This window comes from Arenibacter algicola (assembly GCF_000733925.1).
Classification (GTDB): domain Bacteria; phylum Bacteroidota; class Bacteroidia; order Flavobacteriales; family Flavobacteriaceae; genus Arenibacter; species Arenibacter algicola.
Map to the genome: position 1 here is coordinate 2,190,691 of NZ_JPOO01000001.1, position 23,325 is coordinate 2,214,015.

22 protein-coding genes are annotated in these 23,325 nt (G+C 39.8%); 10 read left to right on the plus strand and 12 right to left on the minus strand.

Annotation, left to right across the window (positions count from 1 at the left end; all coding sequences use genetic code 11):
* The first annotated feature begins 158 nt into the window (after positions 1-158).
* Positions 159-623: an Hsp20/alpha crystallin family protein gene (locus U735_RS0109310; RefSeq protein ID WP_031443568.1), complete on the plus strand. Its 465-nt coding sequence runs from the start codon at positions 159-161 to the stop codon at positions 621-623.
* A 107-nt stretch (positions 624-730) separates the two neighbouring features.
* Positions 731-3,406, plus strand: a complete 2,676-nt coding sequence (locus U735_RS0109315; protein WP_051891935.1) for a cation-translocating P-type ATPase — start codon at positions 731-733, stop codon at positions 3,404-3,406.
* 269 nt (positions 3,407-3,675) lie between these two features.
* Here the strand turns inward: U735_RS0109315 and U735_RS0109320 are convergent, their stop codons facing one another.
* Complete coding sequence (locus U735_RS0109320; protein ID WP_034248132.1) at positions 3,676-4,515, minus strand: patatin-like phospholipase family protein; 840 nt, start codon at positions 4,513-4,515, stop codon at positions 3,676-3,678.
* Between the two features lie 261 nt (positions 4,516-4,776).
* Between U735_RS0109320 and U735_RS24965 the strand changes: the two genes are divergently transcribed.
* Both U735_RS24965 and U735_RS0109330 read left to right on the plus strand, forming a co-directional pair.
* On the plus strand, positions 4,777-7,530 hold the full coding sequence (locus U735_RS24965; RefSeq protein ID WP_051891936.1) for a PAS domain-containing sensor histidine kinase: 2,754 nt from the start codon (positions 4,777-4,779) through the stop codon (positions 7,528-7,530).
* Positions 7,508-8,575 (plus strand): response regulator, encoded by a 1,068-nt coding sequence (locus U735_RS0109330; protein WP_031443572.1) that lies wholly within the window; start codon positions 7,508-7,510, stop codon positions 8,573-8,575. Before U735_RS24965 ends, U735_RS0109330 begins: the two co-directional genes overlap by 23 nt.
* Before the next feature lie 34 nt (positions 8,576-8,609).
* Here U735_RS0109330 and U735_RS0109335 read toward each other — a convergent pair whose 3' ends face one another.
* The 3 genes from U735_RS0109335 to U735_RS0109345 are packed head-to-tail and all read right to left on the minus strand — an operon-like array spanning position 8,610 to position 9,513.
* On the minus strand, positions 8,610-8,828 hold the full coding sequence (locus U735_RS0109335; RefSeq protein WP_031443573.1) for a DUF6327 family protein: 219 nt from the start codon (positions 8,826-8,828) through the stop codon (positions 8,610-8,612).
* 4 nt (positions 8,829-8,832) lie between these two features.
* Positions 8,833-9,177, minus strand: coding sequence for a hypothetical protein (locus tag U735_RS0109340; RefSeq protein ID WP_031443574.1), 345 nt, complete (start codon positions 9,175-9,177; stop codon positions 8,833-8,835).
* Positions 9,178-9,183: 6 nt separating this feature from the next.
* On the minus strand, positions 9,184-9,513 hold the full coding sequence (locus U735_RS0109345) for a YtxH domain-containing protein (protein WP_031443575.1): 330 nt from the start codon (positions 9,511-9,513) through the stop codon (positions 9,184-9,186).
* A gap of 163 nt (positions 9,514-9,676) precedes the next feature.
* Between U735_RS0109345 and U735_RS0109350 the strand changes: the two genes are divergently transcribed.
* From U735_RS0109350 to U735_RS0109365, 4 genes are all read left to right on the plus strand, one after another.
* The gene (locus U735_RS0109350) at positions 9,677-10,168 is read left to right on the plus strand and encodes a hypothetical protein (protein ID WP_031443576.1); all 492 of its coding nucleotides are present in this window, start codon (positions 9,677-9,679) and stop codon (positions 10,166-10,168) included.
* A gap of 138 nt (positions 10,169-10,306) precedes the next feature.
* Entirely contained in the window at positions 10,307-11,074 is a 768-nt protein-coding gene (locus tag U735_RS0109355) for an RNA polymerase sigma factor (protein WP_031443577.1), read from the plus strand.
* 27 nt (positions 11,075-11,101) lie between these two features.
* The gene (locus tag U735_RS0109360) at positions 11,102-11,497 is read left to right on the plus strand and encodes a hypothetical protein (protein ID WP_031443578.1); all 396 of its coding nucleotides are present in this window, start codon (positions 11,102-11,104) and stop codon (positions 11,495-11,497) included.
* A gap of 48 nt (positions 11,498-11,545) precedes the next feature.
* Entirely contained in the window at positions 11,546-11,911 is a 366-nt protein-coding gene (locus U735_RS0109365) for a hypothetical protein (RefSeq protein WP_031443579.1), read from the plus strand.
* On the opposite strand, the gene U735_RS0109370 is transcribed toward U735_RS0109365, so the two are convergent.
* The 3 genes from U735_RS0109370 to U735_RS0109380 form a co-directional block, all read right to left on the minus strand.
* A complete protein-coding gene (locus U735_RS0109370) occupies positions 11,908-12,672 on the minus strand; it encodes an exodeoxyribonuclease III (RefSeq protein WP_031443580.1) in 765 nt (254 codons plus the stop codon). The two genes, U735_RS0109365 and U735_RS0109370, sit on opposite strands and share 4 nt — an antisense overlap.
* 138 nt (positions 12,673-12,810) lie before the next feature.
* Positions 12,811-14,493, minus strand: coding sequence for an ABC1 kinase family protein (locus tag U735_RS0109375; RefSeq protein ID WP_031443581.1), 1,683 nt, complete (start codon positions 14,491-14,493; stop codon positions 12,811-12,813).
* A 5-nt stretch (positions 14,494-14,498) separates the two neighbouring features.
* The gene (locus U735_RS0109380; RefSeq protein ID WP_031443582.1) at positions 14,499-14,885 is read right to left on the minus strand and encodes a hypothetical protein; all 387 of its coding nucleotides are present in this window, start codon (positions 14,883-14,885) and stop codon (positions 14,499-14,501) included.
* A gap of 282 nt (positions 14,886-15,167) precedes the next feature.
* Here U735_RS0109380 and U735_RS0109390 point away from each other — a divergent pair, with 282 nt between their 5' ends.
* Positions 15,168-15,377: a YgaP family membrane protein gene (locus U735_RS0109390; protein ID WP_031443584.1), complete on the plus strand. Its 210-nt coding sequence runs from the start codon at positions 15,168-15,170 to the stop codon at positions 15,375-15,377.
* Positions 15,378-15,487: 110 nt separating this feature from the next.
* Here the strand turns inward: U735_RS0109390 and U735_RS0109395 are convergent, their stop codons facing one another.
* Both U735_RS0109395 and pta read right to left on the minus strand, forming a co-directional pair.
* The gene (locus U735_RS0109395; RefSeq protein ID WP_031443585.1) at positions 15,488-16,669 is read right to left on the minus strand and encodes an acetate/propionate family kinase; all 1,182 of its coding nucleotides are present in this window, start codon (positions 16,667-16,669) and stop codon (positions 15,488-15,490) included.
* 24 nt (positions 16,670-16,693) lie between these two features.
* The gene (gene pta, locus U735_RS0109400) at positions 16,694-18,787 is read right to left on the minus strand and encodes a phosphate acetyltransferase (RefSeq protein WP_031443586.1); all 2,094 of its coding nucleotides are present in this window, start codon (positions 18,785-18,787) and stop codon (positions 16,694-16,696) included.
* Positions 18,788-19,034: 247 nt separating this feature from the next.
* Here pta and U735_RS0109405 point away from each other — a divergent pair, with 247 nt between their 5' ends.
* On the plus strand, positions 19,035-19,895 hold the full coding sequence (locus U735_RS0109405; protein ID WP_031443587.1) for a universal stress protein: 861 nt from the start codon (positions 19,035-19,037) through the stop codon (positions 19,893-19,895).
* A gap of 101 nt (positions 19,896-19,996) precedes the next feature.
* Here U735_RS0109405 and glk read toward each other — a convergent pair whose 3' ends face one another.
* The 3 genes from glk to U735_RS0109420 all read right to left on the minus strand — a co-directional run bounded on the left by glk (position 19,997) and on the right by U735_RS0109420 (position 23,302).
* Positions 19,997-21,073, minus strand: coding sequence for a glucokinase (gene glk / locus U735_RS0109410; RefSeq protein WP_051891937.1), 1,077 nt, complete (start codon positions 21,071-21,073; stop codon positions 19,997-19,999).
* 195 nt (positions 21,074-21,268) lie between these two features.
* Positions 21,269-22,216, minus strand: a complete 948-nt coding sequence (locus tag U735_RS0109415; RefSeq protein ID WP_031443589.1) for a 1-phosphofructokinase family hexose kinase — start codon at positions 22,214-22,216, stop codon at positions 21,269-21,271.
* A gap of 96 nt (positions 22,217-22,312) precedes the next feature.
* Positions 22,313-23,302, minus strand: a complete 990-nt coding sequence (locus tag U735_RS0109420; protein ID WP_031443590.1) for a 2-hydroxyacid dehydrogenase — start codon at positions 23,300-23,302, stop codon at positions 22,313-22,315.
* Positions 23,303-23,325 lie beyond the last annotated feature (23 nt).

Sequence of the window (23,325 nt, forward strand, 5' to 3'; positions counted from 1 at the left end):
AATTCGGATATGGTTAGCGCAGTTTTGTTACAGTGATTTGATACGGTAAAAATAAATGTAAAGAAATTTTGTGTGACTGACCTAAATCATTTTGTGCCAAGCTGGTTGGAAGTACTTTTAAAGTATAATAAATATATAACCCTTAAAAATACAATATTATGACACTTGTAAAATTTAAAAGAAGACCATTTAGAAACCTTATGACCCAAGATTTTTTTGATATGGACGATTTTTTCGATAATCGCGCTTGGGTAAGGGATATGCTACCTGACAGTTTCTGGAATGGGAAAAGGTCGGAGCCAGCCTTGAACATTAAGGAAACCGGTGACCATTTTGAGATAGAGCTTGCTGCTCCAGGTTTTCAAAAAAAGGACTTTGAGGTAACCATTGATGATGGATGCTTAAATATTGCTGCCGAGAAGTCGCAATCCAAAGAGGAAAAGGAGGACAAATTCACACGTAGGGAATTTAGCTATAATTCCTTTGAGCGATCGTTGCAACTACCGGAGAATGTTAAACAGGAAGAAATTAAGGCCGCCTACAAGGACGGTATCCTTAGCTTTAATCTAGCTAAGAAAGAGGAAGCTAAAAAAGCACCTCCAAAAAAAGTACAAATCGGATAGTTATTGGTTGGTTATTTGTTAGTAGCAATGCCTTCCCGTCAAAAGCCAAAATATGTCCGTGTGGGTGGTTAAGACGGGAAGGCATATTTTTTGTAAATTAAACCCATATGCTGCAAAATGCTTTTTTTTACTCCCTGCAGGAAATAATTGCCTGCACAGGCAGTGATTTGGAACGCGGTTTGGATAAAGAGTGCATTCCGGAACGTTTGCAGAAATATGGTCCAAATCGGATACCGGCACAAGACCCAAAGAAAAGATGGGCAATTTTTCTGGAACAACTCTTGGATCCCATAATTTATATCCTTTTTGCGGCAGGAATTCTTGCCTACGTTTTCAGTGATGAGCTAGAGAGTGCCGCCATTTTATTTGTCATATTTATCTCTGTGGCCATAGGATATTTTATGGAACTTAAAGCGGTTAGATCTTTGGAGGCCCTGATAAAAATGGGGCAGGCAAGCACAGATGTAATAAGGTCTGGACAAAGAATGGATATCAAAGCCGCGGATGTGGTACCTGGTGATGTCATTGTTATGAGCCCGGGTGATGTCGTTCCTGCCGATGCCCGCCTTACACAAGTAGATAATCTTTCGGTAAAAGAATCGGTATTGACAGGAGAGAGTCTCTCGATTCGCAAAGGAATAGAACCATTGCCGGAGGATACTCCAGTTACGGATCGTACCAATATGGTTTATAGGGGCACAGTGATTAGCGCGGGCTATGGGAGAGCCATTGTTACGGCAACAGGAAAGTATTCACAATTGGGGACTATTCAACAAATGGGTTTGGATGCGGACAAGGACCGCACCCCTTTGGAGAAGAAATTAAACCAATTGAGCAAATGGCTCATTTGGTTAACGCTCGGTATAGCAGGATTAATTGTGGTCATTGGCTATTTTAGGGGCAATGATCTTTTGCTGATGATAGAAACGGGAGTGGCTTTGGCGGTTGCGGCTATTCCCGAGGGTTTGCCAATAGTAGCCACTATTGCCCTTGCAAGGGGAATGATGAGGTTGTCCCAAAAACAGGTCATCATTAAAAAAATGGAGGCTGTACAAACTCTAGGGGCTACAGATATCATCTTCACGGATAAGACAGGTACCTTGACCGAAGATCGGATGGTGGTATCTACAATAATTTATGGAGAAACATGCCTGGATAATCTCAATCAAAGGGAACAATCCTATTTTTCCACCTTTAAGAACAACCTTGTATTTGATAAAATGATCATGGCTGGGATCCTATGTAACAATGTGGACCCTACAGCTATTGATGAACAGGCCGATTCCATAGAATTGGCCTTGATGCACTTTGCCATTAATTTGGGTTATGATCCCGAGCTTGTAAAACGAAATAATCCGGAAAAAGTGGAATTGCCATTTGATTCTACACTAAAGTTAATGGCAACGGCCCATCAAAGACAAGGAGGCTTTACCATCTATGCGAAAGGGGCATATGAAAGTTTAGTAGACCATTGTAATTTTGATTTGGATGGGAAAGAATTGGACCTTAATGAACACAAACTTTTATGGAAGCAAAAAGTAGATACTCTTGCCTCCCAAGGTTTGCGCACCCTGGCTTTCGCATATAAGGAAGAAGAGAAGGCCCCTGCAAGAGAAAATATTCTAGACGGACTTACTTTTTTGGGGGTCATAGGATTTCAGGATCCAGCCAGAGAAGATGTGAAAGTGGTGATTGATATTTACAAGAAGGCGGGTATTAAAGTGATTATGGTTACCGGTGATCATCCCGGCACATCAAAAAAAATAGCTCAGGAAGTTGGGATCTTGGAAATTAATGCAGGCCCAGACAGAATTTGGCATGGCAAGGACCTTACAAGGAGCTTGGATGGGACCGACGGTAATGGTAGTGTCTTGTTGAATGCCTCTATTTTTGCTCGGGTCGGTCCGGAACAAAAGTTGAATTTGATAAACTATTATCAAGAACATGGCCATATTGTTGGAATGATCGGAGATGGAATCAATGATGTCCCGGCTTTAAAAAAGGCCGACATAGGTATAGCTATGGGCATTAGGGGTGCGGAGGCAGCCCGTGAAGTGGCAGACGTGATTTTGAAAAATGATAAGTTTACGGCCATGGAATTGGGGATAAGGCAAGGGAGGGTAATATTTCAGAATATTCGCCAATTTGTCGTTTACTTATTATCCTGCAATTTGGCAGAAATACTTACGGTAGGCTTTGCCGCTTTATTAAATTTGCCATCACCTCTGTTGCCTTTACAAATACTGTTCCTGAATTTGGTGACCGATGTTTTTCCTGCATTGGCCTTGGGTTTTGGAAAGGGGGAAAAGGATATCATGGAACAACCGCCCAAAAAACCAAAGGACCCTATATTGTCACAAAGTGATTGGAATTTTATTGTACTCTACGGGCTGTCCATCAGTATTGCTGTTCTTGGCATTGTTGCCTATGCGGATAAGATTCTGAAATTTTCCCCTGAAACTATTAATAATATGGCTTTTTATACCTTGGTATTTGCCCAATTGCTCAACGTATTTAATATACCAAAGCAAAGGGAATCCTTTTTCATAAATGAAATAACAACTAATTTATGGGTTTGGGGAGCAATTATTCTGTCTTTGGCCTTGACTTTAGGTGCTAACCTAAGCACTCCCCTGGCAGCGGCATTTTCGTTGCAGTTGCTTTCTTGGGAACAATTGGGATATTCTGCCCTATTTGCATTTGGGGCACTGGTCTTGGCACAATTGTTCAAAAGGGCAAGGGTGTTATATTTTCGTGCTTACCCCAATAGTGTTATCCCTTAAATCCTTTGGATTAAGGTTTTAATGGACGCAAGATTGGTCAGTACGGGCCCAGGGCATTTTATATAGGATGTGTGTTTAAAGGAAAATGATAATTTCTTTTGCCATTTGGATAGCACTTGGAAAATTAATTATAACAGGTTAAATACACTAGTCGGTTGTTGTAATAAGCTGGGGTAAGAATTTAAAATTCCTTAATTAAGCGTTCCTCTGGGTAAATATCCAATATCTAAAATTCAAAATTAAAGGTATTAAAAGATATTCAAGAAAGTTTAATCCTGCGGATTGCCAATAATGGAAGTATCCATGGAAAAACCATTCATAGCTTCCAATTCTGCTGCTGATAGTAATTCTGAGGCAAGGTCACTGTTCTTCAGTGCGTTCATGGTTGCATTATAACCCAAATCTAGAATAATATCTAAATTTTTTAGGGTAAACATACCAAAACGATCCATGTTGGCCGGACGTATCAATATATCACAGTCTTTAAATTTCTTGGTGGTTTCATTGGCCACCATAACATGATAGGCCCTTTCCAAAACCTTGTTCACATGGTTTAGTTCCTTGATGCTTACATGGTTGAACGGATTTACATATACCCCCACAATCTGATCACAATACTTTTTTATAAGGTCCACAGGAAAATTATTCAAAGTGCCGCCGTCTACGTAATATCCTTTATTAATCTCTACAGGGGCAAATAGTCCAGGAACAGCTGCCGAAGCTAATACGGGTTTTATTAGTTCACCTTCACTAAAAACATTCAAAGTGCCATCAAGTAGGTTGGTAGCCGTTACATAAAGTTGCTTCCCCAAAGATTCGAAAGTATCATGGGATATGTAGGCCTTTAATTGATCATGGAATTTTTCTGTATCCAAAAAGCCAGGTTTTCCCATAGCATAATTGGTAAGACTGAAAATTTCTGTGGACTTAAAAAAATCCAACATTTCTTCCCAATTACAGCCGGCAGCGTACAAGGCTCCAACAATGGCCCCTGCGCTGGTGCCAGCAATATGGGTAGGATAAATACCGTATTCCTCCAATGCCTTTATGGCCCCTATATGGGCAACACCCCTTATACCACCGCCAGAAAGGACCAAGCCTGTTGTCATAATCCCTTTATTTAGAATTTGAATCAAAATTATTCCATATAAAGAAATGCACATATGACCGTTATCAGGTTTTTAGGATCCAGATACAGCTTATGACGGATATCATTTCTTTCAGCTATAGTGAACAATACATTTGTGTAACTGAGTACTAAATTATTGGAATACAGGCCTCCATGGATAGTGTGTATTCAACAAAACTCCTTAGCGGTCCGTCCTTGTTGGTGCGGCCAAGACCATAAAGTGAAAATCAGTAAAAGGGCAATGAATGAAAAAATAACAAATAGCGATCTTTTTCAATCCATTTTTGAATCTTCCTTAGCCGGACTTATTGTGGTAGACCAAAATGGATTTATTCTCACCGCCAACAAGTCGGCAGAACAAATGTTCGGTTATGTTGAGGGTGAGTTGCTACAGCAGGATATCCATTTGATTATTCCTGACTGGAAGATCAATGCTCTTGCTGCGGAAATGAATGAGATTGTAGTAGGGCCCAATCAGTTTTATGGTCGGGAAAAGACTGGGGTTAAATTTCCTATCGATATTAGGATCGTACCAACCGTACTAAAAGGCCAAAGCCTAAAAGTGATCTACTGCAAGCGAGCGGATAACCCGGTGTTTGAAAGCGACAGGAAGTTCAGAACTTTGGTCACCAATGTTGCCGGAATTGTATACAGTTGTAGTATTGCCAAGCCATGGTCCATGGAATTCATTAGCGAGGCTTCCAAAACTATTAGTGGATATGCCCCTGATCAGTTTTATGGTAACTCTAAACTTAATTGGGGAAATTTAATTCACCCAGAGGATTTGCCACAGGTTGAGTCTGAACTTGACAGGGCCGTAATGGAAAAAGGATCGTACCAGCTTCGGTATAGGATAATTACCTCAAAAAAGGAAATAAAATGGATATGGGAGCACGGTTCCTGTATTATGGATGAAAATGATATTCCTTATAGACGGGAAGGCTTTATGCAGGATTATACAGAGTTGAAGACTGCAGAACACGCCCTGGTGATGGAAAAAAAATTGCTCCGCCAATATATGGACACTTCGCCTTCCATGTTTTTAGTGATCAATAAGGACCATACCGTTCAACTTGTCAATAAAAGGACCAGTGAAATATTGGGAATTGAACAAGATGCTATTTTGAATAAAAACTGGTTTAAGGAATTTATACCTAAAAGGAAGCAAAACCAATTGATCCAACTTTTTGAATCTATTTTTGAAGATAAATTAGATCTGCCCAACTTTCATGAAAACCCTATTGTTGCCAAAGGAGGGCAAGAGCACCTAATTCAATGGAGCAATGCTGCCTTGAGGAATGGAAACAATGAAATTATAGCTGTCGTAAGTTCTGGACTGGATATTACGGAAACCAAGTTGACCCAAGAAACCTTAAAAATTAGAAACAGGGCCTTGGAAGCCGTAGGCAACGGTATTATTATTGTGGATGCCCAGCATCCCGATCTTCCCATTATATATTCTAACAAGGCCTTTACCCGAATTACCGGATATGGGGCCAATGAAGTTCTGGGGAGAAATTGCAGATTCTTGCAGAACGGCGATCGTAACCAGCCCGAAATTGCCTTTATGTCCAAAGCCATTGACCACGGTAGTTCCTGCCGGGTATTGATTCGGAATTACAGTAAGGACGGCATTCTTTTTTGGAACGATTTGTTTATTACGCCCCTATATGATCAAGATCAGAAACTGACGCATTTCATTGGGGTTCTCAACGATGTTACCGAAATTCAGGATGCCAAGAGAAAACTGGAGGAATATGCCCATGTATTGGAAGACAAAGTTGAAGAACGGACTAGGGAAGTTCAAACTACGGTAGAAAAACTGGTATCGACCAATTTAAATCTGGAAGATCAAATGATCGAGACCCAAAGAGCTCAAAGGAAGGCAAATCTCAGTAGGGCCTTGTTCACTGCTATTGCACATAATTTTCCCAATGGGGTCATCATGGTATTTAATTCCGATTATGAATTGGTTTATGTGGAAGGGGAGGAAATGGACCGAATCAACATTAAAAAGTCGGATTTTGAAGGAATTCCAATAGATGATATCCCTGTTTTTTCAAAAATACAGATCAAAAAAATAAAATCGGATATTCGAAAAACTCTAAGGGGGGGCAATATTTCTTTTGAAGTAGATTTTCACGATCAATGCTATGCTGTTAATTCTACACCGCTCTATTCTGATGAAAAGAAAATAATGTGGGCCTTGTTCGTTTATAACAATGTTACCGAGCAGAAAGAGGTACAGCATAAACTTGAAAGGACAATAATGGTGGAAAAGGAACTAAATGAGTTAAAATCCCGTTTTATTACGATAGCCTCCCATGAATTCCGCACACCTTTGAGTGCTATTCTTTCTTCGGCTATACTTATAGGAAAACAGAATGAGCCAGGTAAGGAGGATAGGAGGATGAAGCATGTCTCCAGGATTAGGACCAATGTGAGGGATCTTGTTGTTATTCTTAACGATTTTCTATCCTTAAGCAAGTTGGAAGAGGGCAAGGTATCTGTGAAACCACAGTTTTTTGAGTTGATACAATTCTTAAAAATGTTGGTAGATGAGATGGAACCAAACAAAAAAGAGGGTCAGGACATTGTTTTAAAGTATTCCCAACCTTCTATATCGGTTTGTCTTGACCCCAAATTGTTGAACCATATTATTATTAATCTACTTTCTAATGCCATTAAGTATTCCATGGAAGGACAAATTATTGGATTGGAAGTTGATGCTAATGATAAAGAGCTATTTATCCATGTTAAGGATCAAGGAATCGGCATCCCTAAGGCAAATCAGAAAAAGTTGTTCGAGCGATTTTACCGTGCGGAAAATGCCACCAATTTCCAAGGGACGGGACTTGGTCTTAATATAGTAAAACAGTATACGGGGCTTCTAAGCGGAACTGTAGGGTTTAAAAGTAAATTGGGGAAAGGAAGCACCTTCAGTCTAAAACTGCCCATAAATATAAACGAATATGAAAAGGATTCTATTAATTGAAGATAACAAGGATGTAAGGGAAAATACAGCAGACATATTGGAATTGGCCAATTACGAGGTAGCTACCGCCGAGAATGGAAAAATTGGGGTAGAACTTGCGGAAAAATTTAGGCCAGACGTAATCATATGCGATATAATGATGCCTGAACTGGACGGATATGGGGTATTGGAAATATTGGGCAAAAACAGTACAACCGCTAGCATACCCTTTATATTTTTGACCGCAAAAACAGATAGGGCAGAGGTGAGACTGGGAATGAATTTGGGGGCGGACGATTATCTCACCAAGCCATTTGAGGAAAAGGAATTGCTGGAAGCTATTTCCTCCCGATTACGAAAGAGCGACTTTCTTAAAAAGGAGATTGCCAAAAACATGGAAGGCCTAAATAAATTCCTGGACGAGGCCTCCCAATACCATGATTTGAAAAGTCTATCCAAGGATTATCCCCTTAAAACCTACCATAAAAGGGATATTGTTTTTTGGGAAGGCGATAATGCCAAATCCTTGTATTTTATAGAAAAGGGCAGTGTAAAGACCTATAAGAGTACGGAATCCGGAAAGGAATTTGTGACTGGCATATATGGTCCGGGAGATTTTGTTGGACAAATATCTTTATTGAATTCCAATAAAGTTTATGTTGAAAATGCTACTGTGTTGGAAGATGCCGAAATGTGCGCCATACCTAGGAAGGATTTTACCAAATTAATTTATGGCAACTCTGTAGTTTCACAGAAATTTATTGGAATGATATCGAATAATCTTATGCATCTGCAGGAACAATTGGTGGATATGGCATTTGCCTCGGTAAGGCAAAGGGCTGCAAAGGCCCTGTTGGAACTTTATGATAAACATGTTATACAGGACAAACCCAATGGGGGAATAGGAATACCGAGGGAGGATTTTGCCGGTATGATAGGTACCGCAACAGAAACCGCTATCCGTACCTTAACTGATCTTAAGAACGAAGGCCTGATCGCCACCGATCATGGAAGAAGGATCATTATTTTAAATGAAAAGGGGCTTAGGGAGGTAGCGGATTTTTAAGCTTGGCATGGGGGATTAACTAAAAAATACGATGTTACCTTCTTCTAAATATGGACTTTAGCTTCCTAATAGCATAGATCAATAGCATTTGTTGTATGCTACCTTTAAGGTTTCCTGCCAATTGCAGAGGTCTTAGATTTGCCTTTACCTGGTTGATATTAAGTTTGAGGCTTTCAATTTCAATTTTGCGCTGTAATTTCAAAACCATTAGCCTTTCATCAATTTCTTTAAAAGAGTTGTATTGCTTCCCCATAGTCTTAATCAAAATAATGTTTGGAAAATGTACGTAGTACTGGCCCATTGAGCCTGTTCCTAAGAAAATAACAGATAACAGCTATTAGTACATAGCTCATACCAATCAGTAAATACCCAAGGTAAGCACTTTCCAAGGCTTCGTTCAGAGCATTGGATGCGGCCCATGATAACAAAACCAATGCAAGTAGGGCCAAAGCCCCAATTAAAAGGGTTTGCGCAAATATGGTCACAAGCTCCATAAGTACTTTAAATATTTTTAGCTTGGCATACTCCTCGCTATTTTCTAGATAAGACCTTACATCGGCTTCTGCTTCTGTAAGGTCTCTCTTAAGTTCTTCCAAGGCCATACTACCTTATTTTTGAAATTGGGCGTTTTTCTTTTTTAAGTCTTCCAATTTGCGCTCCAAGGTAGCAATAATGTCATCTGCCTTATAGCTCATAGTGGAGATGGCTTCGTCCAGTTTTCGGTCAAAGGCATCTTTTTTTTCATTGGCAGTTTTGGTAAGCTCTTCCTTGGCATGGGAGATTCTATCTGTTAGGTCGTGGGTAGTTTCCCCCACCTTTTGCTTTATTTTATGCCGGGTCTCTATGCCCTTATCCGGCGCATATAGAATTCCAATACCTGCACCTATGGCAGCACCTGTCAATAAAGCTAAAAGAATATTTCCGTCGTTGTTTGTCATGATTACTGATTTTTTTGATTATTACATATTTTAAAATGATACTCAAAAATAAGTCTATTAAAATGCTTTGGAAATGATATAAATCATATCATTTACAGGCATTAGTTCTTAAATTAGGGATGGACGAATATACCAACCTAGCCATTTCATCATTCTGTATCAAATGAATACTAGGGTCAATAAAGCGGTGTATAATTTTATTTTGAGGGATTATGAGCATCTAAAGATGTTGCGTAAGGCCATTGAAATTATTCTTGATGAAGATATAGAAAGACCGCAAATATCTGTCCTGGGAAAGCTTGGAAACAATCTTGATGCCAAAGGCAACTGGGATTTTGATCAAGAATCGGAGTTGAACGCTTATTGGAATAAGGTTTTAAAAGAAAAGGTAAATTTTGGAGTATTTCCCCACACAGAGTTTGGAACCCTCTTTATTGCAGGAGCCTTGGCCTCCCAATTCCTATTTGATATATCGGGAAGACCACTGGGATCTATGTCGGCCGGACCGTATGGAATTTTAAGGGGATTGGGCATAACGGAGGATAAGGTTAATTTTTATCTCAAAGCATTAAAAAAAGGACACTTACTTCTTTTGGTTCGCCACACTTTCCAGCAAACGCAGCTGATAGAGGAAAAGTTGGAGAAATTAGGTTAAGTACTAGGTCACTTCTAGGATTACAACCAAGATTTATTTATCTGGATGGATTCGGGATAGATGATTTAAATCATTTTTTTAGATGAAGGAAGTTGGCATTTTTGGAGTATATCAATTTAAAATATAATAATATAAGGTATGAAAGAGTCAGTAAATATATTTCAAAGTCAAAGGGAGTTTCACGTGTTTGTAGCCAATTCCTTTTCTGATTTAATACGGTTAAAAAAGGAGGGAGACCTTAAGGCATTCAATCAGTTATTGTTAAAGACCATGCCCGAAGTGAGGCGATATGTCCAAAAAAATCTCAACCGTGCCGTGGTAAAGGGTAAGATAGATAGGAACAGGTATAAGGCGGACGATATTATTGATCAGCTTTTTATAGAGGTATATGACCATTTGGATGAGATAAATAATAAAAATGAGCTGCATGCATGGATGTTCAAGAAAGTGGATGATTTGCTGGAGACAATCTTTGTGGAGGAAGAATTTGATGCCTTGTTCCTTGAAAATATAGATACTTATTCGCAACCTGAATGGGAAAGCATGCAGGAAAAATTCACTACGGATGGAGACGGGGATTTAATTATGAACGAAGAATTGGATGATATTTCCTATGCCAAGGATGACTATGTACTAAACCATATTTTTGTTGGGGATGACGATCAAAAAGTATTACTCCAATTGGATAAGGAGTTGGGAGCGGAGAACATTAGAAAACACTCAGAAATGGTGCTATGTCATATGCCCGAGCAAATGAGAAGGGTATTTGAACTATTTACGGAACATCAATTTGATATATCGGAAATTGCCAAAATACACAATAGTACCGTTCAGGAGATAGAATCGATATTGAAGACTGCAAGAAATAGTCTAAGGACCAGTTTCATCAAAAGATATTTGGACTAATAACTAGGAATTTTAATTTATTGAGCTATGAGCACTGGACCAAAATCAAAAAAGGAAATATTGATAGGTGAAGGGTTGGACACCTTACATAAGGAAAGTAGGGAATGGTTGAACATTATTGCATTTTGGAAGGACGAAGCCAGGTTCTTTACGGATTTGCTGGATAAGGAACAGGTGAAAGCTTCGGAATACGGACAGATGTTACAATATCTGGACAAGATTCACGAAACCTTATTTGATTATTTGGCCGAAGATATTGTAGCCCATGAAAGTCTATTGGCCCGTTTAATGAAGGGGGAGAAAGGACTATCCGATCAGGATTTCAGGGAAAAACATGCAAATATCAGGGACCAAATGGATTTGTTTACCAAAGACTTCATGGAGTTTAAAAAAATGGTTTTTGGGTATGCCAAAAAATTATGACCATTTGCTTGCCCAATATCACTGTCTAATCTGTTAGGAACAAAATTTATGGAAATCTCTATTTATAACTCGGATAATAAGACTGTAGACAGTATAGCCCATTTTATGGATTTCTACTATAGTCTTCGATTAAAGCATTTAGCCAGCGATTTGTTGGATCAAGGATTATCGCCAAAACAAATTACCGAGGCTGTCATCAAGGCCATGACCGTAGGCAAATCTGCCGGTCTGGATATAGACCAACATTTTAGGCCGGTTTTTACTGGAATCCAAAAACAGGTTGTAAGCGACTGCAAGCTATCGCATTTGGCATATGGATTGGTACTTATGAACGCGGATGCCGAACTTAGGGTTGTTGGGGATTTTCAAATCAGTGTCCTACAGGAATATATAGGGCACTACAGGTCTTTCTAGAATTCTATTTCCAAGGCAATGGGGCAGTGGTCGGAACCAAAATAATCCGATAGGATATCTACAGATTTTATACGATCTACCAAAGACTTGCTTACCAAGAAATAATCTATTCGCCAGCCCGTGTTTCTTTCCCTGGACTTGAAACGATAGCTCCAATAGGTATATGCTATGGTATCTGGATGAAAATGCCTGAACGAGTCTACAAAACCGGCTTCAATAAAATTGTCCATGCCATCAATTTCAATTTGGGTGTATCCTGCAGTTTTGTTATAGTTGCTTTTGTCGTTCTTAAGGTCTATTGCCCTATGGGCTACGTTAAAATCCCCACAAGCAATTACAGGTTTTGTCTTTTCAAGGTTTTTCAGGTACTTTAAAAAATCGGCATCCCATTGTTTACGGTAGTCCAGACGATCCAATTGCTGTCCGGAATTGGGCACGTAGACATTCACCAAGTAAAAATCATTGTACTCCGCACACTGTATTCTACCTTCGCTATCATGTTCCGATACCTGCATATCTTTGGTTACGGCAATAGGTTCTATTTTGCTGATAAGTGCAGTACCGGAATATCCTTTTTTATCGGCCGAATTGTAATGCATGGTATAATGTTCCATTGCGGAAAGGGTCTCCTCAACCTCATGGTCTTGGGCCTTGGTCTCTTGAAGACATAGAATATCAGGTGCCATTTTATTTATGGATTCGAAAAAATCTTTTTTGGCAACGGCCCTAATGCCGTTGACATTCCATGAAATTATTCTCATTTTTTGGATATTATTTTGGACAATGCTATGAAAAATACAATTAGGAATAAAGATAATGATTCCGAACTGTATTTATAAAATGATCACTTAAAGTTTTGCCCATTCTGTCATCATCTAATGGAAGAAATGGAATAAGGTTTACTCTTCCTTATTCCTATAAATTGAGATTAGAATAACCAATCCAATAATGGCGGAAAGACTAAAACCTATTGCGCCCAATAAGGGTATTCCGCTAATCTTTGGAGGCATATCGGCCATTACCAAAAGGGCAGAGCCAATGGAGAGTGCGGCAATAATAACCGCGTAGACCAAACGGTTAAAGGCAGTTTTCAGAGACTTTCTAAAATCGTCCAGACCTTTGTGCTCATGTACAATAACCAATTTTCCATCTTTAATCTTATCTACTATTTCATTAATGTCGGTCGGCAATTTATCCAACAGCGCATTGTAATCCTGAAATCTATTCAGGTTCTTTTGAAAAAGTCGCTTTAGGCCAAATCTTTTACGGGTTATCTTGGCCATATAGGGTTGTAGATTATCCGTTATGTTGAATTCAGGATCCAATTTTAGGCCTACACCTTCAATTATTACCAGGGCCCTTATAAGGATATATAGGTAATGCGGTATAGTAATCTTATTCTCGTAAAGAACATTTTTGAACTGTTTTAAGGTAATCCCAAGTTTAATGTTACGGATAGATGTATTACTTATACCTTCAACCAATTCGTACAAATCATACTCCAGTTTTTTTTCATCCGGGATGTCAGTTTTTAAGGCTATCTTTTTTAGGACGGAGATGATTTTCCTTACGTCCTTTTTTAAAAAAGAAAGCAGTAGTTCTATAAGTGCTTCCTTGTCATTGGGCATAATGGTACCCATCATGCCAAAATCTATAAAGCAGATTTTTTGAATCTCGGGTAACACAAATAGATTTCCAGGGTGTGGGTCGGCATGAAAAAAACCATGCTCCAAAACCTGTTCCAAATATAGATCTACCCCAACTTTGGCAACGGCGCGGGAATCAATGTTGCTTTCTTTTAATTTCTCCAGTTGGGAAACCTTTATTCCGTCTACCCATTCCATACATATTATGCGGTCATTGCTCAATTCCCGATATAGAAGAGGGACATAGATAGCCTCGTTGCCCTTAAAATTTTTGGCGAAATGTTCCATATTGTCCATTTCCCTAAGAAAACTAAGTTCTTCGTTGACGCTTTTTTCAAAGGACTCCACTAACTTTAATGGCTGAAAGGCCTTGACCTGTGTGCTATATTTTTCCATAGCTTCCGCAACTTCCTTCATAATGGAAATATCAGAAGCAATGACTTCGGCTATATTGGGGCGTTGTATTTTTAACACAACCCAATCCCCATTAAGTAGCTGCGCTTTATGAACTTGGGCCAAGGAGGCCGCCGCCAAAGGTTTGGGATCAATGGAAGAGAAGTGCTGGGAGCAGTCGATACCCAGTTCTTGTGATAAAACTTTTTCTACGTCAAAATTCTGTAGGGGAGGAGCATGGTCCTGTAGTTTTTCTAGCTCCTTAACCAGGTCTGCTGGCAACATATCGTCCCGGTTGCTCATAATTTGCCCCAACTTTACATAGGAAGGACCCAATTCTTCTAGCACCATGCGGATGCGTTCAAAAGTGGATTCTGATAATTTCTTTGCCTTATCAGGATGTTTTAAAAGGTAATTTTTAGGGATAAATTTTCTTGCCTTGCTACTGGCCATTACATCCTCAAACCCATATTTGGTAAGTATTACAAATAGGGCGTTGTATCTTTTAAGATTTTGTTTTTGTGGAAATTTTATACCAAACATATAATTTATAGGTACTTGGTCAAAAAACGAAAGAATTCCCTTTTAAGAGCTGTATAGATCTCTTCCTGTATTTCCATTTTTTTTCGGAACTCCATGTGTTTTTTTACCATCATGGTATCCATGGCATCATGTGACAACAAATCTTGATCGGCCATTCGGGATTCATGGATTTCCATTTCTTCCAAAAAATCCTCGATTACTCCACCATGTAGGATAAATTCGTTCTGAAAGTGGTCCAATTGATTTAATACCTCTTTTTTGGTCCATCTAGTAACCAGCTCACTAAGCCTGTTATTGAAAATGATGAGTTCATCCTGCCAAAAGAAGAGTTCCCGCCTCCAAATTTCGTGTTCAAAATGCAGATTTGAGTTATATATGATTTGTTTTTCCATGATAATTTGCTTTAAGTACCATAATACTTGGCGTACTACAAAATTATTTAAAGGTATTGGTCCCTGAAATGACATATATCATTTGAATAGGAATACATATCCATTTACTTTGATTTATCAAATTAAAAAAATGGAAAAAGCAGAAAGTTGCCTGGATCCTTGGGAATGAAGCACCAAAGGATGCTTTTGACAGCTTAATGTTTACATAAAAAATATTCCTTAACAATGGCATTGAAAGGTCGTTTTTGGTTTTTAAAAGTTCTATAACTTAAATTTATAATCATGAAGAAAAATATGGGTAATTTGGACAGAACCTTGCGTTTTGTGATAGCGGCGGCATTGATCGCTCTTTATTATAACGGTACTATTTCCGGGGTGTTGGGTATTGTATTGGTGGTTTTGGCCATTATCTTTTTCCTTACCAGCTTTATGGGATTTTGTCCGTTGTACCTTCCTTTTGGAATTAAAACATGTAAGGCAAAAAAGGAGTAACCCTGGTTTATGACAAACGGTAATTTTGTCTGGTGATACCACTTATAGGTCATCATGGAAAATTTGATTTCTCCCAACGTTGCTTAAAATCTATACCATAATTATTGGTTCTAGGATAGACCGAAGGCCTGTTTCGCAATTTCCAGTTCTTCATTGGTAGGTACTACCAAGATTTTAACTTTGGCCTTGGTACTGCCAATTTCCCTTATATTGGAAGATTTTGATTCATTTTTGGCAGGGTCCAATGTTATGCCCAGATAATCCATATCCGTGCATACAAGGTTTCTGAGAGTACTGGAATTTTCCCCGATGCCGGCAGTAAAGACTACGGCATCCAAGTCGTTCATGGCTGCAGCATAGGCGCCTATATATTTTTTTATGCGGTAGGCATTCATTTCCAAGGCCAGGATACATTCTTTATTTCCAGTTTTGGCTTTGGCTTCAATGTCCCTTAAATCCCTATGGCCTGTAAGCCCTAGCATACCACTTTTTTTGGAGAGTAAAGCATTGACTTCCTCCAAACCATAGCCCAAATTATTTACCAAATAAAAGATAAGGGAATGATCTATGTCCCCACTTCTAGAGCCCATGATAAGTCCGTTAGCAGGGGTGAACCCCATGGAATGGTCAACGCTTTTTCCATCCCTTACGGCAGTTATACTACATCCATGGCCCAGATGTATGGTAATTATCTTGGAGGATTTTAATTTTAAAAAGGAAATTGCCTTCTCGGACACATATTTGTGACTGGTGCCGTGAAAACCATAGGCCTGGATACCGTGATCTGTATAAAATTCATTGGGCAATGCATATTTTTTGGCCTTGACTGGCATGGTTTGGTGAAAAGCGGTATCAAAAACGGCAATTTGTTTGGCCTTGGGAAAAGCTTCCTCAGCCAATAAAATTCCTTCCAAATTATGAGGGTTGTGTAAGGGAGCCAATATAGAAATTTCCCTTATTTTATCTTTAACCTCCTGTGTAATTGCTGTTGTTTCGGAAAAACTATTGCCGCCATGTACTACCCTATGGGCTACAATACCAATGTCATTAACGTTTGCGATAACGCCTTTATCTGGATCCATCAGTAGAGTGGCCATTTTCTGGAACCCGGCACTGTGGTTTGGAATCAACATCGCCTCCTCAATATCCACAGTGTTGGTTTTATACTTCACCGTAGCATTTTTTGAACCGATTCGTTCTATCAGCCCCTTCCCAATTATAAGCTCTGAAGGCATTTGAATCAATTGATATTTTATGGAAGAACTTCCTGCATTTAAGATCAGTATGTTCATAGTTTTGGATTTATTGTTTTAAAATTATAGGCCTTGTGCCTGTATGGCGGTGATGACAACTGTGTTATAGATATCCTCCACTGTACAGCCCCGGCTAAGGTCGTTAACAGGTTTGTTTAGACCTTGTAGCATTGGGCCAATGGCCAGGGCACCGGTTTCCCTTTGAACGGCTTTATAGGTATTGTTTCCAGTATTTAGATCTGGAAAAATGAATACGCTGGCCTGTCCTGCCACTTCCGAATCCGGCAATTTACTCTTGCCAACATTTATGTCTACTGCTGCATCGTATTGTATGGGGCCTTCTACTTTTAAACCGGGTCGTTTTCTTTTTATAATTTCTGTGGCTTTACGCACTCTATCCACGTCTTCGCCAACTCCCGAAGCCCCTGATGAATAGGATAACATGGCAATTTTTGGTTCAATGCCGAACGCCTGACTGGTGGCCGCGGAAGAAATGGCAATTTCCGCCAAATGTTCGGCCGTGGGGTTGGGATTGATAGCGCAATCCCCGAATATGGTGACGCGGTTGGGAAGGCACATAAAGAAGACAGAGGAAACAATGGACACCTCAGGCCTGGTCTTTATAAATTGTAGTGCCGGCCTAATGGTATGCTGGGTAGTATGTACCGCCCCTGAAACCATTCCGTCGGCATGGCCCTTATAGACCATCATGGTTCCGAAATAGGAAACATCCTCCATAAGATCTTTCGCCATGGCAAGATTAACATTTTTTTCTTTGCGCAGTTCGTATAGCGTGGTGGCGTAATCCAAGAAATTGGGGGAAGATTTGGGGTCTATAATATTGAAGCTATTGGCATCCAAACTAATATCCAATTCTGAAATTTTTGCCATTATTTGCTCCGTATCTCCCAATAATGTAATGGTAACGGCATTGGTGTCCAGAAGTTTCTTAGTAGCCTTTAAAATGCGTTCGTCATTTCCTTCCGGGAGGACAATATGCTTCTTGGTCGATTTTGCCCGTTTAAGAAGATTGTACTGGAACATTCTTGGGGTAATTCCCTCAGCATTAAAGGTAATAAGTCGCTCGGCCAATTCATTTGTGGGGACATATTTTTCAAATTCCTGTATGGAGGTAGTTATTTTTTCCTTGTTCTCGGGATAGATCCTGGGTTTAATAGTTCCAATGCGGTTGGTTACCGAAAAGGTGCCATCCGCAACCGAGATGATAGGTATAATATCGGAAAGTCCCTCAATAAGTTTAATAATGGAATCCTCTGGTAATAGACCGCCTGTTAGGACAATACCAGATAGATTGGGGTAATTACTGGAGATGTTGGCCTGTAAAGCGCCTAAAATAATATCTGCCCTATCACCAGGGGTAATGACCAAGCTATCCTTTTTTAAATGGGTTATGTAATTGCGGAGCTGCATGGCACCCACGCTAAATTCACCGGCCTGATTGTTTATGAAATCTTCTCCGAACAAAACCTTGGCCGATAGGGCCTGAGCAATTTCCTTTACGGTCGGATTTCCCAAAACAGGGTTCAAGGGGATTGCGGCTATCAATACTTTTTTTGGCAGTTTTGTCTTGAGACCCAATACTGCCTGTTCCATATTACCTGGTTGTACTTTATTGGCAACGGTCAGTAGAACTTCAACGCCCTTTTCCCTAAAGGAGTCATAGGCCATGTATATATTTCCGACCAATTCTTGAAGGGATTTGCCCATTCCGTTGGCTATTATAATTGCCGGAATTCCCAAATTTTTGGCAATAAGTACATTAATGTCCCATTCTATAATGGCGCCCTCCCCAGAAAAATCCGTTCCTTCCACCACTACAATATCGAACCTATCTTCAATGGCCTTGTACTTGTTGATGATATTGCCTATAATTTCATCATCCTTGTCCATATTTTTAAGTTGTACCACTTGGCTACGGGTATAGGCATAGGAATCTTCAAATGTTTGGTCTACTTCAAAATGTTTAAGTACAGTATCTATGTGGTCATCGATCTTGCCCTTTTCAAAGTCATCGATAATGGGGCGGAAATAACCCACCTTGGCGGTCTTTCCCAACAATAACTGCATCATGCCCAAGGATACGATAGATTTTCCGCTATTGGGTTCCGTCGTGGCAAGGTATATGGCTTTACTCATGAATTATTAATATTCTTTGAATTTATATAAAGACGATTCTTTTTCCAGTTGCGAAGTTCGGGCATAGAAAGATTACCATATATGATAGAAGTCATTTATGGATACAACATTAGGTTCTAATTTTAACCAATCGACTTTATTCCATTAACAATTTAACTTCTTAAAATAGCAAGTATCTTAGGAATTACTCCAATCGGATCTGTTGGTTGCTTGCAAGTTTTGCTGATAAATTACAATACATTATAAAATGAAAACATTGCTTTATGCCACGGATTATTCTAAAAACTCGGTCTCTGCCTTGCAGTTGGCTTATAATTTGAGTCAGACCCTGGGAACTCGACTGGTTATTACCCATACGTTTAATTTCCCTACCGTATTGGGTGTGGAGGGACAGGACGACCGGCCTATCCTTGAAGGAAATCCGTTTAAAATTCACCGTGCCCAGCTGGAAAAATTCTGCACGGAACACCTTGGAAATAAGTGGGATGATCCCAAAATACAATTGGAGCCTGTACAGAACAGTTCGGTAATCAAAGGAATTATATCGAAGGCGGAAGAATATCATGCACAACTAATTGTGGTGGGGACCAAAGGAGCAAGCGGGCTTGAGGAAATGATCTTAGGTAGTACCACAAAGAAGCTCATAGAGAAGGCACCTTGTCCCGTAATTGCAATTCCCCATGATGTATTGCGTAGAAATTTGGATACTATGGTCTATGCCACAGATTTTGAAGAGGAAGATATACACGCCATTCAAAAACTTTCGGAAATTGCCAGGCCTTTAAAGGCAAAAATTAAGGTAGTACATATTTCTACCCAGGAGGAATATGCGGGAGACTTATTAATGGAGTGGTTCAAGGACATGCTGAAATCCAAGGTAAATTATCCGGATATCGAGTTCGAACTATTGTTTTCTGAAGATGTATTTGACACCCTGAGAATTTATCTTGGGGTAGTAAATGCAGATATGGTAGTGATGCTGGAAAGGGAAAAGAAAGGATTTCTAAAAAAATGGTTCCATAGGGATCTAGTCAAAAAAATGGAGGATTACGGTGAGGTAATATTGATGAGTTTTAATGAACACAACCATAAAACCCTATTTTTCTAGGGATTTTCCATGTTGGTTAATGGGAGTAAGGCAAGGAATTCTAGATTGATGCTTTACAGGTATACATTGCTTGTATTTTGATAGCTACAGAGCATCATATTTTAATCCCCTTGCAATACTATAGCACCGTAATAAGCGGCTCCAAGGAGTGCCGTTTTTTCGTTAAGGATTACCTTTACCGGTACCATTTCCAATAGAGTGTTGAGTCGCCCTGATTGTACAAAGTTGTTATAAAAAACTTCCCTGTCAATACCGGTTAAAATTTTTGGTAAGATGCCCCCGCCCATATAAATACCACCGGTAGCCTTGAATTTTAGGGCAAGCTGAGCCGCTTCTATGGCCAAAAATCGAATAAAAATATTCAAGGTTTCAACACAAACGGAATCTTTTCCTTCCATTGCAGTCCCCGTAATTATAGCAGGGTGATTACCCTTGGACATATCATCACTTAGCCATTGTGGCTCCTTTATGCCACTTATTTCCCTCAAGAACACATATAGATCCAAGATTCCGGGACCTGATAACAACCTTTCCCAACTAACATGTCCATATTTTTTCTGGAAATGCTGCAGTATTCTTATGTCCAATTCATTTCGAGGACTAAAATCGCAATGGCCACCTTCACAGGCGAAAGGGTGGTAGTGCGATCCGTCCCAGAACATTCCTGCTTCCCCAAGTCCCGTACCAGGAGATATTAATGCTGCGTTGCCCGGTATTTTTGATCCAGGCTTTAGCGTTTCGAAGTCCTTGTCTTGGAGCGCAGCCAGTCCATAGGCATTGGCCTCCATATCATTGATCAATGAAACGGAAGGTATATTTAGTTCCCTACCAATTTCTTCACTGTCTATTGCCCAAGGAAAATTCGTGCCATATACCTTGCCCTGGGTAACGGGTCCCGCAACACCAAGACATATTCCGTTTATCTTTGGCATATCATCTGTATGGAAGCTAGACACCATCTCCAGAAAGGACTTATATTTTTTAGTGGGATATGATTTCTCTTTTAATGGGACGAGATCTCCTGTCTGGATCTGAAAAAGGGCCAAATTTGTTTTAGTACCTCCAACATCCGCGGCCAAAATAACTCCCTTGTCCCGGGATATGCTGGTAGTCATAAAAGCTAAGGGAATCTCCCCTTCATGGATGGCAGGCAAGGAAAATTTCTGAATATTATCCATAAAGTCAATCTTTTATATAAGGGTTATATTTTTTCCAGTCTAATTTTCTCAAACAAATTAAGTAATCCAATGCCTTCGTTCAATGGTATTTTGGCAAAAGCCCAAATAACGGCATATCATCCGATTAGTACTGGGTTAGGTGCATAATCTCTCAAAAGGTATTCGACATCCAATTGTTACTTCTCAAATTAGTATTTACAGCTTTGTTTTTTGTCCTAGTATCCATTTGTACAAATTATCGGCGTCCTCCTTGTTGCACAATTGGGTACCCTCATGCATGGTAGCAGCAGTACCACAGGCTACTCCGTATTTTACCATTTCGCTATAGGTTTTGCCTTTAAGCAAACTAACTACCATACCGGCCACCATACTATCGCCCGCCCCAATGGTGCTTTTTTGCAGCACTGTGGGCGCAGGAATATGTTCTATGAGGTCCTTTGTAGCCAATAGGGCCCCTTTCGCCCCCAAGGATACCACAAGTATCCCACAATCATGTTCCTCTAAAAATTTTTTGGCAAGGGGTTCCAATTCCATGGCTGAAATTGAGGTGACACCACATAAGGTGCTTAATTCCCCCAAGTTGGGTTTTAGCATAAATATGCTGGATTTTGTAGCCTTGACCAGAGCCTCCCCAGAAGTGTCCAAAACAAAGCGGGTCTTTTTTCTTTTGGCTATTTCCGCTACCAGAACATAGAAATCATCGGGCATTCCCGGAGGTAATTTACCACTGGCCACCAAGTAATCTCCTTCTTGCAATTTCTCTTCCAATTTTGTCAGTAGCATTTCCCATTCTTCCTTTTCAACCATAGGTCCAGGGACCCCAAAGCGGTATTGCAAATTGGTAATAGTATCTGTAACCGCAAGATTATCCCTCGTCCACCCCTTAATGGGCACTGCTATTTGATCGATACCCGCCTTGTCCACTATTTGCCTTAAATGTTCTCCTGTGGGTCCTCCTGCGAGATACATGCAGAGCGATTCCTCTCCCAATTTTTTGAGGGCACGTGATACATTGATGCCCCCGCCTCCTGCGTCATAAGTTGGTGATGTACAGCGCAGTTTGGTATTGGGGCTGATACCCGGTACGGACACGCTCTTGTCAATTACGGGATTTAAGGTAAGTGTAACTATTTTTTTGTGCATAATGGTCGAAATTTATAATTGTCAGCGTTTTGTATAATTGACTTTATTGAGATAAAGGTTGTACTGAATTGAATTTGTGCCATTTGTACATCAATTTTATAGGACCTCATTTTTACATTTAAAGCCCTCCTCCAGACAACCCAGATTTTCAATGGTAGTTTGTGCAATATTAGCTAGGGCAGTATCTGTTAAAAAGGCCTGGTGGCTAGTAATCATTACATTTCTAAGGGTCATTAAACGAGCTAGCATGTCGTCCTGAAGTATATCCTCGGAATGGTCTTCAAAAAACAAGCCTTCTTCCTCCTCATAAACATCCAATCCATAATAGCCAATTTGTTGGGATTTAAGGCCATTAATAACATCTTGGGTATTTACCAATCCCCCTCTACCGGTATTGATTAGCATTACCCCCTTTTTCATTTTGGCGATCTGGGCTTCGTTTACCAGATAATGTGTTTGTTCCATTAAAGGGACATGCAAGGAAATAATATCGGATTGTCTGAACAAGGTATCCAGATCGGTATAGGTCGCCTTGCATTCTTCTACCAGGGTTTGGTCTATCGTGGCATCGTATGCCAGAATATGACATCCAAAGCCATGAAGAATTTTAGCCACGATTCTTCCAATTTTTCCGGTACCTATGATACCTACCGTTTTTCCGTTCATATCAAAGCCTACCAAGCCATCCAGCGAAAAGTTCATTTCCATAATGCGGTAATGGCTTCGTATTAATTTACGGTTCAAGGCCAAGATTATGGCCACGGTAAATTCTGCTATGGCATTGGGGGAATAGTCCGGTACCCGGACAACCCTTAGACCTAAGGATTTAGCATGGGCAATATCCACGTTGTTATATCCAGCCGATCGTAATGCAATAAATTTTATCCCCATTTCATGGAGTTTGTCCAAAACAGGAGCAGAGCCATTATCTTGTGTGAAGATACAAATGCCTTCACAGTCTTCGGCCAAAACTGTAGTATCTAGGGTAAGATAGGAATCCAGCAATTTTAAATCATGTTTATTTGCATTGGCCTTGATTAAATATTCCTTCTCAAATTTGTGTGTATTAAAAACCGCTACTTTCATTGTTAGGATTACCGAACACGAAT